We start from the raw sequence: 14,287 nt of genomic DNA on the forward strand, positions 1-14,287 counted from the left end.
GGATTTTTTATTTTTTATATTTTTTTCTAAGTTTTATAAAGAGCGGAATACCAATTATTGGGATACTTAATAAAGCTAACCAACCTAATGCTGCATGAGAATTAGCCGATTGATTATGAACTTCAGGTACAGGATTTAATGGTGTATCTGGGTTATTTTCTGTAACTGTAGGTTTAGGTTTAGGTTCATCTGAAGGATTTGGCATTGGAGCAGGCTTGGTATTATCAACATCTTTCTTTAATGAATTTTTAACTTGATTATAATAGTTTTCTAGCTCTGAATAAATGTTTTCTAAGCTATCAAAAGTTAAATTATTTGAATTTGCTTTAGTAGTTTCTTGAGCTATGAAGTTTGTAATTTTTTCACTATCATTAGATAATTGAGTTTCATTATCTTTTAATAATTGTTTGAATGCATTAGCTAATTTATTAATTTGTATTTGACTATTTTGATATTTTTTAATCAGTAAACTAGCTTCTGTTTTTAATGTTTCAAATGCGACTTTAGCTTTAGAAAGAATTATGTTTAATTCATTATTATCGAAATTGTATTGGATTTGGTTCTCAAGATCATGGATCTGATTTTTATAATTATCTTTAATTTCTTTCTCGATAGGAAGTGTAAATTCGCTTGATTTATTCAAGAATTCTTCTAAATTTATTCTAGCTGCATTATAAGCTTTGTCATATACTAATTGACTTGCAACACTTTCTTTTAATGTTTGAATTTCATTCTTAATAGTGTTTGCGTAGCTTAAAGTATTTAAGCCATTTATTTGATTTTGTATTTTGTCAAAGTTAACTTTATTATGGTCAACTATAGCAGTAATACCATTTTGCATTGCGAAGAGAGATTTTAATTCTTGAGACAATTGCACTTGTTTTGCTTCTAGGGCTTTCTTTTCTTCTAAAGCTGAACCATAGGCTTGTTTAATCTGATTAATTGTATCTAAGATGGCTGCCTTTGTAACTTGACTTAATTTTCTTGGATTAAATATCGCTAAAGTACTGATATTTTTCAACTTATTTAAATATGAAGAACCAATAATTTTTAGATTTTCTGGCTTATTAAATTCAGTTGCTTTAGCTTGATACTGCTGCATAGTACTCAATAAAGTTTTATATTCTGGTTGAATATTATTTACTTGTTGAATTGTTGCTTGTAATTGCTCAATTTGACCTTCTAGTGGTGCTTTTTGTTCTAAAGTAAAGTTTAAAGGATTAAGATTTGCGCTAATAACATGGCTTTGTTGTAGTAAGTCTTCTTTAAGCATTTTTAATTGCGGTAATTCGATTTGATTAATTTGTTTTGTAACATTAGATAATTGTTCTTTTAAGCCATCTAAAATTTGCTTAATTATTTCCTTATTTTGATTTTGGAATGAAACTAGTGCATCTTGAATCTGACTAGTTAGTTGTTTGATTTGAGAAGTATCAAATATTTCATCTAGGTGATGTTGAGCAATGAACTGTTTGATCTTTGCTACTAAGTTATCAAACAATGGATTTGTTAGTGTATTAGCGTAATCACTCAGTGTTTTGAGGGCCTGATTATAACTTTGTTTAGCTAAATTATATTGTTCAAGAGCCTTTTCTCTCTCACTGACTGCATCGGTTTGAAATTTAGTAAATTCTGCTTGAACTTGATTTAAACTATTGAGGTTAAAATTGAAATTTAATTGTTGTGATATTTTATCCAGACTTGCTTGATAAGCATCCAACATGCCACTATAAGCTGGTGAATTATATTCATTCTCAGCACTGTTTTTAGCTTGCTTTAGTTTGTTTTCTAAAGTATTATATGAATTAACATATGAATTATCGCTAGTAATATTGCTTGATAATGCATTAATTGCTTGTTTGATTTCATTGGCATTTTGAATATTTTTAAGCTGATTGATTTTTTGATGAATTTGATTTATTTCAGTCGTGAGGTGATTTAAAATTTGTTGCTTTGCATTAGGCAAAATAGCTTCAAGAGCACTACTTAGCTCGTTTGTGAGTTCTTGCTTTTTATTATTTAAATCTATTTCCGCACATTGTTGAAGTCCTTGTTGAAAGGCTTGAGTAATTTTAGTTAGTAAGGGCAGCAATGAATTTGTTTGGAGTTTTTCCAGATCACTAGCTTGATAAATATCAGAATTCTTAATTTCTGAAACAACTTTATTAAATTCTTTTAAGACTACAGCATAAGCAATTTGTTTAAATTGATTTTGACCTTTAGCAATTAAAACATTAATCTGATCATAAGTGTTCTTTCAGCTAGGGGCTACTTGCAACAAGTGATCAATCTTACTGATTAAAGCTATAATGCTTACTTTATCATTAAATGTTTTAGAACTATCTTGCAATAATTCTAAATATTTATGTGCCTGTTGTAGATAATTTGCTTTATATGAATTAAATTCTGGCACATTAAATTTTTCTATCTGTTGTATTGCAGTTTTTAACTGATTGATAAGTTCATTGGTATTTGTTTTAGCTGCTAAGTAATCTCGTTTTAAATTATTTAAACTATCAACTAGTTCATCATATTTCGTTTGAATCTTATCACTTTCTAAGCTAGAATCAGCAAGGGAATTAAATTCTGTTGCCAATGAGTTGACTTGTTCTTGTTGTTCTTGAGTAGCATGAATATAGTAATCTTCTTGTTGATAATTTAATTTTTGAAATGAAGCTTTAATTAGTTCTAAGAAATTATTAAATTCGTTTGCTTTTTGCATCGCAATATTAAAGCTATCAAGACTTTGCTCTTTATTTAAAAATACCAATTGAGATTGCTTTTGAGTAGATGATAAAGCAGTTAAAGAAGCTAATTTTTGTTCAGGCAAGTTATCTTGTTCAAACTGTGTGAATTCTTTAAACGCTTGAACATAATTGTTAATGTTAGAGATTGTGAGTGCTGAATTATCAATTTGTGTGTTCAATAAGTTTTTTTGATATGTAAAAAGCTTATTTGAAGATGTTATTTTGGCTGATAGCTTGTTTATTGCTTCCTTATAGTTGGTTGTAACTAATGCATTAATTTGGTTAATGCTATCTAAGGCTTCAGTATATTTTTCTAAAGTAGCTGAATTTGTAAGTGTACTATTAGCATTTTGCAATGTTTTAAATAGTTCTTGACTATTTTCAGTTGTAAGAATGTTGCTATTAGCAAGGGCAGATGATAAATTATTAAGTAAGTTTTTAGATTGCTTTAATTCTATTGTTGCTTTTCTTAACTCTAAAATATTGTTAAATTTAGCAAGAAATGTATCAGGATCTAAGTCTATAGTTTGATCAAAGTTTAATAATTTACGTACTTCAGAATTTAATGGAGCTAAGAATTCTTCTTGAATGACTTGTAATGGGTTTAATTCATTAATTTGTTTAATTTTACCTAAAAGAAGTTCTAATTTTGTTTGAACATCTGAGCCATTTAAGTTAGCTATCATTTTGATATAACCTAGTTTTTGCCATTTGAATAAATTAGGCAAGTCATATATAAGTTTCTCGTTTTGATAAAGATTTATAATTTTTTGCTTTAGCGGTTCAATTTGATTAATTTGACTTTGTAATCTATCAAGCGTAATAGGTTTAGTAGCTTGAGCGCTTAATTCTGAGGCCAATTGCCCAACGTTTGTTAAGTAAAGCTCTCTTATTGTGGTCATGAATTCATTAAATTTATAATCAATTTTAAATTGGTCATTTTGGCTAACTAAGTTTTGCGCTTTATCTAAAAGATTTCTATATTCTTTAAAATTACCATCTATTTCTTGAATATTTGTTAAGTTTTCAATACCAGCTTTAATTTGAGTGCTAAAAAGTAAAACTTCAGGTTCTGTTAATTTATATTGAGTAATAAGATCGTTAAGATGAGAAATAAATTCCGAAAGTTGGTCAAGTTCATTTGAATAAGAAGAAAGCTGAATTTTTAAATCAGCGAATTTTTTAACTCCTGTAGCAATGTTATAACTTTGATTAAAATTACTATTTAATTCACTTAAGTTTGTCTTGTAACTAGTTAATTGATTTTGCCAAGTTTCGATTCCTAAATTTTGATAAGGGAAATGTGATTTGATTTGGCCCATTAATCTATCACTTGCAGCATATAAATCAGCATCTAATGCTAAATAATTATTCATATTTAAATAGTTTTGAATATATTGTTTAACATTATTAAAATTAATTGTACTGTTTGAAATATTTGAATTAAGTTGCTCTTTAAAAGTTGTTTGTAAATTATCTTTTAAATCCTGAATAGTGCTTGGATTAAGGACTAAAGATAAAGTGGCATTATGTTTATCTAATAAAGAAGTGTTAGTGCTAAATGATTCTTCTAATTCTTTAATTAAATTATCCATATTATTGCTATCTTGAATGAATTTATTCTTTAAGTCAGTTAATTTAGTTTCATTATCATGATTAGGTCTTAAAATATTTTTTAAAACATCAAAATAAACAGTATTTAAATATGCTTGTAAGTTGGATGGGGCATAAGCTTGTGTTATTTTATCTTTTCATTCATTTAGCTGAGTTTTTAATGCCTCAATATTTTGATTATGAGGAGTATTTATCACATTAACGTTGTAACTAAATTGATTATATTGCCTTGATTGATAAAATGCATTGCCTGGAGTTAGTCTATATGCATTAATGGTGTAATTGGCGTTTAATGGAAAATATAAATTTGAACTTAATTCAGCAGTATATTGATTAGTTGTTCCTTCTGGCACCGTGAAGCTTGCGATTATTTTATCTCCTTGTTTAATTTCAATTGTATAGCCAGCTAAATTTTGCCCTTGAATTGTGAGATGATTATCATTTACTAAAGGGTTTGAAGCAGTGAATTTAGTATTTCAAGTGCTGATGTAATTGTGTTTTAGTTGTTCATCAGTTATAAAATAATTTCTTTTAAAAACATTTTCAATAATTGCAGGCCCTGGATAGTCCATGTATACAATACCTAATTTAGTATATTGCTCATTTTTTGATAAGACTTCATTAAATTTAGGGTTTAAGTTTGAAGCAGAATTATATGGGTATCCATTAGCAACAGAGAAAAAATTTAAGTATAGCATTCTCGAGTCATAACTATTGCCATTAGCTAAAGGCATAAATTTAACAGCATCAGAATATTTCTGTGAATCACTTACATCATAGTTATCTTGCATTGTACTTCTTTGAATAGCTTGTCAATAGTTAAAACCACCAGATCATGTATTGGCTTTGTAATTATTTTGCACATCAAACATTTTGCTTTGAACCTTGTTGTGTCAAAAGTTAGCAATAATAATTTTTCCTCTTAAGTTTTTAAGTTTAAAATCATCCGTTGAAAGATTGCTATAATCCAATCCTGTTGGGTTAAAAAGTTTTTCATATATTTTAGGTTGACTTAAAGCTGCTAAATAGTTTTGTGCTGCTTTTTGCGCTTCTCAACCATTGTTTACATTCATTGATTCATCTTTAACTCTTAAAAAAATAAATTCACTTGGGTTTTTATCTAAGAAACTTACAATATCATTTAAAACTCTAGAAAAATTAGAGTCTAAATAGGTTGCTCCATGTCTAATATTTAAATCTGAGTCAGCTCTAACATCAAAAGCTCTAATACCTGCGTTCATTTGCTGAGTATAGTTCATAGATTGAGTACGACCTCAACGCCATCCCAAATTTCAGGCAAGACCATTCCCTTGTCAAGCACCTGAATCATGTGTACCAGGAAGCGACATTTGAAATAAGGTTTTATTTTCATTCACGTCTTTCATTCATTGATTAGCTTGATATTTACCATAATATTTTGGGTACTCTGTGCCTGCTCATTGTGTCCCAAAATAAACATAAGCTGAATTATTATCTTTTCAAATTTCAGTATTTGAAACAGATACTGACCCAGTTGGGCTAGCAGCTAATATGCTTAAAGATAAAAATGGTAATGGTAGAATAGGCATGGCCTTTAAAATTAATTTTGTTTTTTTCTTCATATTTTCCCCTATTTCAATTTTTTATACTATTATAATATATTAATCTTTTATATAAAAATTTATTTTTATATAAAAAAAGTAAGAAAAAATGCCTTTTTAGGCATTTGAAAGGTTATTAATATCCACCTTTAGATTCTTTTCCTTCAATAATTGCTACTGAACGACTTGTTCCAAATCTTGTAGCTCCAGCTTCGTACATAGCAATTAAATCGTCCATGTTTGAAATTCCACCTGCAGCTTTGATTAATAATGTGTCTCCACATACGCTTTTCATGATTTTGATGTCATTTAAGTTAGCACCTCTAAAGCTAAATCCTGTAGATGTTTTAATAAATTCAGCTCCTGATTTCATAACGATTTCTGTAGCTTTTCTAATTTCATCTTCTGTTAATAAAGCTGTTTCGATAATAACTTTTAATACGTGTGATCCGCATGCTTCTTTAACTTTTTTAATGTCATTTAATACGTATTCGTAATCACCTTGTTTAAATCTACCAATGTTAATTACCATATCGATTTCATCTGCACCATGTTCGATAGCTAATTTAGCTTCATGAGCTTTAGCTTGAGTAATCATTGCGCCTAGAGGGAAACCAACTACTGATGTAATTCCTACACCTGTTCCTTGTAATTTTTCAGCAACATATTTAACTCATGATGAGTTTACACAAACTGTTTTAAAGTCATATTTAATAGCTTCGTCTACTAATTTATCAATATCTTTTTTAGTAGCTTCTGGTTTTAAGTATGTGTGGTCGATCATTTTATTGTAATTCATAATCTTTGTCCTTTTTCTTTCTCTTATTTTAATTTGTCTAAAATAATTTTATTTTCCACTTTAGCTTGGTTGAATTTGTATCCATTCTTAAGCTCATCAACTAATTCAAGATCAATTGGGTTTGATGAGTAAAGTGTGAATAATACATCACCTTTTTTAACTTCTTCATTTGTTTTCTTGTTAAGTGTAATTCCAGCTTCAAAGTCAATTGAATCTTCTTTAGTTTTTCTACCTGCTCCAAGTTTCATTGAAACAATTCCGAATGTTAATGCATCAAAAATTTCTAAATATCCTTCTTGATCTGCAATAACTTCTAATTTATATTTAGGGTTTCAGAATGTTGGAGATTTTAAAGCTTCTACATCACCATGTTGAACAGTAACAAATTCATAGAATTTGTCTAATGCTCTACCTGATTCAATAGCTTCTTTAACCATTGCAAGGGCTTCTTCGTGGTTTGAAGCAATTTTAGCTTGTTCTAATATTGTTGCACATGAAGAGTAAACTAATTCATTAAAATCTTGTGGTCCTTTACCTTGTAAAGTTCACATAGCTTCTAATACTTCGTTTTTATTTCCAATTTCTCTACCGATTGGTCTAGACATGTTTGTGATTTCAGCTCTAACATCAACATTTAGTTCTTTACCGATATTGATCATTGTACGAGCTAATTGACGAGCAGATTCAAGATTTTTCATGAATGCACCGTTACCACATTTCACGTCTAATAAAATAGCATTTGATCCAGTAGCAAGTTTTTTAGACATGATAGATGATGCAATAAGAGGGATAGATTCAACTGTTGATGTAACGTCTCTTAAAGCATATAATTTTTTGTCAGCAGGAACAAGTTGTGCACTTTGTCCAATAACTGCAATACCATGTGTTTTAACTTGTTCAATAAAGTCTTTTTCACTAACTTCAACTGTAAAGCCAGGGATTGATTCAAGTTTGTCGATTGTTCCACCTGTGTGTCCTAATCCACGCCCACTCATTTTAGCAACTGGAGCTCCACATGCTGCAACAATTGGTGCTACAGCTAATGTAGTTTTATCTCCAATTCCACCTGTTGAGTGTTTATCGACTTTAATTCCTGGAATAGCTGATAGGTCAATAACATCACCAGAGTGCATCATGTATTTTGTCATTGTAGCAATTTCTCTTGATGACATTCCATTAAACATAACTGCCATTAAGAAAGCACTCATTTGGTAATCTGGTGTTTCGTTTTTAACGTATGAAGTAATTAAGAACTTAATTTCTTCATTAGTTAATTCTTTGTTTAAACGTTTTTTTTCGATTATATCTACTACACGCATAATTATTTTGCTAATTTAAGAGCAATCTCCATCATTTTTGTGAATGCGAATTGACGTTCTTCAGCTGATGTTACTTCGTGTGTAATAATGTTGTCGCTAATTGTTAATAAACAAGCAGCTTCTTTTCCAGTTGCTTCAGCATTTGTGAATAATGCATATGATTCCATTTCAACACAAATTGTTTGTGTGTCTTCGATTCTCTTTTCAACTGGTACTACTGAGTAAAATACGTCAGATGAGTGAACTCTACCAACTGTAAGTGGTGTTCCGTTTTCTTTAGCAATAGCTTTAATTTCTTCATTTAATTTTGTTGAAGGATAAGCAACATTTCCTTCTTTACCTAAAGCGATTCTTCTGAATGCATCAGCATCAGCAACAGCTTCTGAAGCAAGAACAACTTCATATAATCCTAAATCAGCTTTGTATGATCCAGCTGATCCAATTCTAATAATTCTATCAACATCGTAGAATTTGAATAGTTCATATGAGTAAATACCAATTGAAGGACATCCCATACCACTAGCAGCAACTGTGATTGGTTTTCCTTTGTATGTACCTGTGAACATAAACATGTTTCTAACTGTGTTAACTAGTCTGTATCCAGGGTCTAAGTAAGTTTCAGCAATAAATTTTGCTCTTAATGGATCTCCTGGCATAATAACTGTTTTAGCAATATCTTCTTTTTTTGCATTAATGTGTGGTGTCATAATTAATAACCTCCTAATAATTAAATTAAAATGTATGACATTTGGACTTTTAAATAGTCAATATAATTTTAACACTTCAACCGCAAACGTAAATAAATAACTTTATTTTTATTACAGAATTTTAAATTAATATTTTGACTAAATTATTTCTATTTATGTCATTTTTAAAATAACAAAAATTAAGTTCACTTTTAACCAAAAGTATTTTATTTTAGCAAGTTTTGTAATTATAAAATAACACTTAAAAAACTTATAAACAAGGTACATAAAATAAAAATGTGGAAATAATGAACCATTTCCACAAATAATTGCTAAATTGCACTCTTTTTGAAGAAGGATTTTATAATAAAAGTGAAAGAGGCTAAATGAAACTAAAAACCAAATTATTATTTTGTACACTACCCCCACTTAGTGTATTATCTTTTGCAACAGTTGCTTGTTATAATGGAACTAAAACAAGTAAAAACCCAACAAAAGTGGAAACAAAATTAGTATTTTCTCCACAGTTTAAAGCAAAGATTGCTAAACATTATCCATCATTAATTTCTAAAGATTTACTTAATGACAATATTACAATAGAAAATTTTGATACACAGCAATATAGAAGTTACAATATCCAAGATATTAGTTATGATGATTTAAATGGAAAAATTATTGTTACAGTACATTATAAAGAACAATATCAAGGTGATTATGCAGTTGTTACATACCAAATGGACGGATTTAGAAAATTATCAAAATGAGAGCAAGATGCAAATAATCGAATTGAAGACTTAACACCTATTACTAGTGAAGAGGTCGATAATTTCTTTGAATATGCAACAGAAAAAGAATATCAGAATAAAAATTATCACATTAGTGATGACATTAGCTATGATGCTAAAAGTAAAATGCTATATGCATCATATAAAGGTAATAAAATTGCTTTATTAAATGAAATCAATTTATCTAAAGATGAAAACCTTGTTGGGATAGATGTAAATATTAATGATAGAAGTATTGTAAATCCAGAAAAATTATTAATTAAAGTGTACCCTAACACCCGCTGCTTAGATATTTCTTATCGGGTAAGTAAAAAAGAAAACAACATCGAATTAATAACTAAGGTAAAAACACAACATATTCATTTTGAACAAGCTAAAAAAGCAGAAATTCACAATCAAAATTCCCTTGACTTGGTTTTGGAAGCAGATAAAGGTTTTGATAACGAAATTACAGAAAACTTATTTACTGTTAGTGAACAGTATGCACCGAATAAAGAAGCAATACTTGCTTATTTAAAAGCGGGAAAAGAACTAAAAGTAGTCCGTAATGTGAAAGGAAATGAATTACAGGATCTTGCTATTTGTGCCTTAATCCAAGGCAAAGAAGTAGCAATTTTAAATGCAAATGAAGATTTAATTAATAATGAATTTTATTTAGTAAATCAAGAAAAACCAGCTTTTGAAAATAATGATCCAAATCAAAAGATTAGCTATCAATATAATGAAACAAATAAAACATTAATATTAAAATATAAACTTGCTTTTGGTGCAGATGAAGACTTAACATACTTTAGCAACAATCATAATGTAACTTATAAATTAAACTAATTTTTGGCTGCACAATAAGAGTGCAGCTTTATTATAAATGTGGAACAAAATATGGAAATTTTTTCCATTTTCAGTCTTTTTTATATGTTATTCAAAAATAGTAATAGAATAAAGTTAGAACTAGATTTTTGAGGAGAAACATATGAATAAATTAAAAACTATATTACTTGCTATGGCAGGAACTACAATAACTTTACTCCCGGTGGCTGCAACTGTGGCATGTAAATATGAAAATGAAGAAAAGAAACCAGCAGACAATAATAATGGTGGAACAACGACACCAACTCCTGTAGTCAAACCAGAAACAGGATCAAAACCAGAGACTGGAACTAATCCAGAAACAGGAGCAAAACCAGAAACAGGAAGCCAAACTGGTGATTCTACAGCTCCAAGCACTGGTAGTGCTTCTGGTGAAGCAAAAACTTCTGCAATTGCAGAAGCAGCAAAATCTTTAGCTTTAAAAGTTGATGACAAATACTTAAATAACGATAATTACAGAAGTTATTTAAATGCTTCAGCATACTCTTCATTATATGATAAAGTTGGCGTAACTGGAATGGATACAGCCAAATATGATGTTAAAATTAAAGACTTTGCAATTGATAATGCAAATGGAAAAGTTACATTTAATGTAGAGGCAACTGATAAAACTGATAAAAGTCAAACTGTAACAAAAGCTTTAGAATTAACTGGATTTAGACCAACGACAGCTGAAGAATTAGCAAAAGTAAATAACAAAGAAGTTCAAATAACTCCAGTTACAAATCAAGAAGACATTAACACATTTTTTAACTCAAAACCAAAATACATTGGATATTATTTCAGTACATCTAAACTAAATGCTAAGAAATCTGAATATTATGATTTATCAGAACAAATTTTTGCAGATAAAGGCAGTTTCCAATTATGTGAGGCTGATAATGTCTTATTTGAAAATAATAAAAAGAAAACAAACCCAAGTTCTAGACTTATGATTAAAGCAATTGATCCAGCCCAAAAGACAATTACTTTTACATATAGAATTGTTAATGTTATTAAAGTTCCTAAAGCACACTATCAATATGTAATTTCAGATCCTAAAGAAATGACTTTAAGCTTTGCGGCCAAAGAAACATCTGAAAACGCAGTTGCCTAGGCTTTACTTCAAGCTCACCATGAGCTTGATTTTTTTTACTTTATTTTGTGGAAAAATAACTTTTATTCCACAAAATATGAAAAATTTCCACATATTAGTGTAAAAGCATTTTAACCTTAAAATAAGGTGCTAATATTAAATGTATAGGTTAATTAAATGAAGGAGAAAAAATGAATAAATTAAAAACATTATTATTAACATTTGCGGGAGCTAGTTTAATTGCAACTCCATTAGTAGCTGCTCAATGTAATGATAAAAAAGTAAATGATGAAGATGATATTAAAAGCATAGATACAAATAAGACAAACAAAAGTCAAGATCAACCTTCTGACAAAGACAAAAGCAAAACACCAGATACAAAAAAATTAAATGATGAAAATAAAACTCTGGTTGATAACAATGATAACAAAGAAAATAAAGATAAAGAAGTTGAAGATAAAAGGGATAAAAAAGCTGAAACTAAGACTCAAGATCCTGAATTGGCTGCAATTAATTTGGTTGATGGCAATTCATTATTTGAACTAAAGCCTAATTTTGATAAAGCAGCAGTATTGAGCCATATTAAAATTAGTAGCAATTATGTCCAATTTAATCACGAATCTAGAGAAATTACTACAAACAAAAAGAATGGTGTTAGTTTTTTACAATTCAAGCCAGAATATAGTTCAATTACTGTACAACCTGTTAATGTAAGTAATACTACATTTACATATAAAAATAGAACTTTACCAAATGGAAATTTAGATTTTGTCTATGATGAAGCAAGTGGATTGTTACTAATTAAATACAAATTAGCTTTAAAACAAGCTGATGGTACATTTAAATATACAAATAAAGCTTATACCTCAACAGTTAAGATTGGAAACGAAACTACAAACACTAATAATGGCAAACCAACTAGTGATTTAAACATTCATCCAGGAGAAAGTAATAATAATGCAACACCAATTAATGTAGCAGCAAAAAAATATAACTACATATATGATGCTAATAATAACTATTATGCCAGTGCTAATGGAAAAAAGGGAAAAGATTTAATTGAAGAATTATTAAGAATTCAGAAATCACACTTAAAAGGAATTCATGGTTATGGTTCTTTACCAGGCTTTTACAATAAATCTAAAGCCTTTAGAGATCTCTTCTACGAAAACGACAATACTATGTTAGATGTATATTCAGAAAACCCATCTGGTAAAGATCCATATACATATGCTAACTATAACGGAGGAAGAGGAGGTTTTGAAGGTTCTGGAATGAATCGTGAACACATGATTCCGCAGTCATGATTTGGAAAAGCTAGCCCAATGGTTAGTGATGCTAACCACATTTTTCCTACAGATATAAAAGTAAATGGTGTTAGAAGCAACTTTGCTCATGATTATGTCACTTCACCAAAAGTAGTTTTTAAACAAGGAAGCAAAATGGGAAAAAACAATATTGGATTAGATGCAATGGAACCATTGGATGAATTTAAAGGTGATGTAGCTAGAGCATATCTATACTTTACGGCCACATATAATGATAGAGGCTTAAATAACATGTCTACATCAATCTTTACTAGAACATTTCCTTATATCAAAGAGCACTACTTAGCTACTTATCTAGAATGAAATAAAAATGACCAGGTTGGACCATGAGATGTTTTAAGAAATAATGAAACAGCAGCATTCCAAGAAATTAGAAATCCATTTATTGATTATCCTGATTTAGCTAATAATATTTTTGGTTCAGATCCTAAACCATTTGTTAATAAAGGTATTTTATTAAAAGCTGAACCTATTAATGAATAATTAATCCCGAAAGGGATTTTTTATTAAAAAAAGCAGCTAATAGCTACTTATTACGAATGATTACTTCTCCGGTATCTAAATTATATATATCACTAGGCTTACCGCTAGGGGTACAGAAATCATAAATATTTGTCACTTGAGGAAATACGTTTGATACTTCCTGCAAGGTTAAAACAGCTTCTCCTGAAATATTGGCACTACTCATATAAATTGGACCATTAGCAATTAAATATGCTTGAAGTAAGGGGCAATTTGGCATTCTAAAACCTTGATTATTAATTACGACACTAACTCCACCTGGTCATTTTTCTTTAGCTAAATCAGTGGCTTTTTGATTTCATTGTGGAAAGGATTGAGCTTGTTCTAAAGAGCCTACTAAAATCATAATCTTTTTATTTTTAGGTCTATGTTTAAGTTCATAAAGTAATTCAAGTGTTTCATTATTAACTGGCCCACCGATTCCACAAACTGTATCAGTTGAGCAAATTATTATATCTTTGTATTTATCATTATTCATGTTTACCTACTTTAATAATTGATATTTTACTTCTTAATTATAAAAGGCAAAAATATTTATTATACTAGCCAAAAAGTACATTTATTTATAAATAAATTTATAAATAAATAATATAATAAATGCATATGAAAAAGGATAAATTTTTAATAGTATTTTTAACAATCATAACATTTGGTCTAATTTGAATTAAATGAAACAAACAAACTAAAAAGGAAAAGAATACAATTTATCAAAATGATAAGTTACCTTTTAAATTTGATGAGTTCTTAACTCTATTAGGACAAGCTAATATTAAGGAAGTAGAAACTAGACTTAATCGAATTAATATTTCAGTTAAAGATATTAAATTAGTTAAATTACAAGAATTAAATAAATTGAAAGGAATTAGTGGGATTGTTGCTCGTAGCAATGGTGTATCTTTAGTTTTAGGTGAATATACAACTGTTGTCTATAATAAACTAAAAAAATTAATTAAGTAAGGAGGTCA

The 14,287-nt window shown here is 28.9% G+C and carries 9 protein-coding genes; 4 read left to right on the plus strand and 5 right to left on the minus strand.

The window, feature by feature from the left end:
- Positions 1-7: 7 nt before the first annotated feature.
- From ACNQ12_RS02900 to deoD, 4 genes are all read right to left on the minus strand, one after another.
- Positions 8-5,962, minus strand: coding sequence for a hypothetical protein (locus ACNQ12_RS02900; protein WP_418037173.1), 5,955 nt, complete (start codon positions 5,960-5,962; stop codon positions 8-10).
- Between the two features lie 115 nt (positions 5,963-6,077).
- Positions 6,078-6,740: a deoxyribose-phosphate aldolase gene (gene deoC, locus ACNQ12_RS02905; protein ID WP_416754157.1), complete on the minus strand. Its 663-nt coding sequence runs from the start codon at positions 6,738-6,740 to the stop codon at positions 6,078-6,080.
- A gap of 23 nt (positions 6,741-6,763) precedes the next feature.
- Complete coding sequence (locus ACNQ12_RS02910; RefSeq protein WP_416754155.1) at positions 6,764-8,059, minus strand: pyrimidine-nucleoside phosphorylase; 1,296 nt, start codon at positions 8,057-8,059, stop codon at positions 6,764-6,766.
- Positions 8,060-8,061: 2 nt separating this feature from the next.
- Positions 8,062-8,766 (minus strand): purine-nucleoside phosphorylase, encoded by a 705-nt coding sequence (deoD, locus tag ACNQ12_RS02915; RefSeq protein WP_416754153.1) that lies wholly within the window; start codon positions 8,764-8,766, stop codon positions 8,062-8,064.
- A gap of 365 nt (positions 8,767-9,131) precedes the next feature.
- On the opposite strand from deoD, the gene ACNQ12_RS02920 reads away from it, so the two are divergent.
- The 3 genes from ACNQ12_RS02920 (at position 9,132) to ACNQ12_RS02930 (ending at position 13,283) form a co-directional block, all read left to right on the plus strand.
- On the plus strand, positions 9,132-10,358 hold the full coding sequence (locus ACNQ12_RS02920) for a lipoprotein 17-related variable surface protein (RefSeq protein WP_418019112.1): 1,227 nt from the start codon (positions 9,132-9,134) through the stop codon (positions 10,356-10,358).
- Positions 10,359-10,500: 142 nt separating this feature from the next.
- Entirely contained in the window at positions 10,501-11,493 is a 993-nt protein-coding gene (locus ACNQ12_RS02925; RefSeq protein ID WP_416754149.1) for a hypothetical protein, read from the plus strand.
- A 170-nt stretch (positions 11,494-11,663) separates the two neighbouring features.
- The gene (locus tag ACNQ12_RS02930; protein WP_418037176.1) at positions 11,664-13,283 is read left to right on the plus strand and encodes an endonuclease; all 1,620 of its coding nucleotides are present in this window, start codon (positions 11,664-11,666) and stop codon (positions 13,281-13,283) included.
- A gap of 43 nt (positions 13,284-13,326) precedes the next feature.
- On the opposite strand, the gene ACNQ12_RS02935 is transcribed toward ACNQ12_RS02930, so the two are convergent.
- Positions 13,327-13,800, minus strand: coding sequence for a Sua5/YciO/YrdC/YwlC family protein (locus ACNQ12_RS02935; protein WP_416754145.1), 474 nt, complete (start codon positions 13,798-13,800; stop codon positions 13,327-13,329).
- A 125-nt stretch (positions 13,801-13,925) separates the two neighbouring features.
- On the opposite strand from ACNQ12_RS02935, the gene ACNQ12_RS02940 reads away from it, so the two are divergent.
- Positions 13,926-14,279, plus strand: a complete 354-nt coding sequence (locus ACNQ12_RS02940) for a PTS sugar transporter subunit IIB (protein WP_418037178.1) — start codon at positions 13,926-13,928, stop codon at positions 14,277-14,279.
- The last annotated feature ends 8 nt before the right edge of the window (positions 14,280-14,287 follow it).

Origin of the sequence: Mycoplasma paraquilae (assembly GCF_048284415.1) — a bacterium.
Taxonomy (GTDB): Bacteria; Bacillota_I; Bacilli_A; order Mycoplasmatales; family Metamycoplasmataceae; genus Mycoplasmopsis.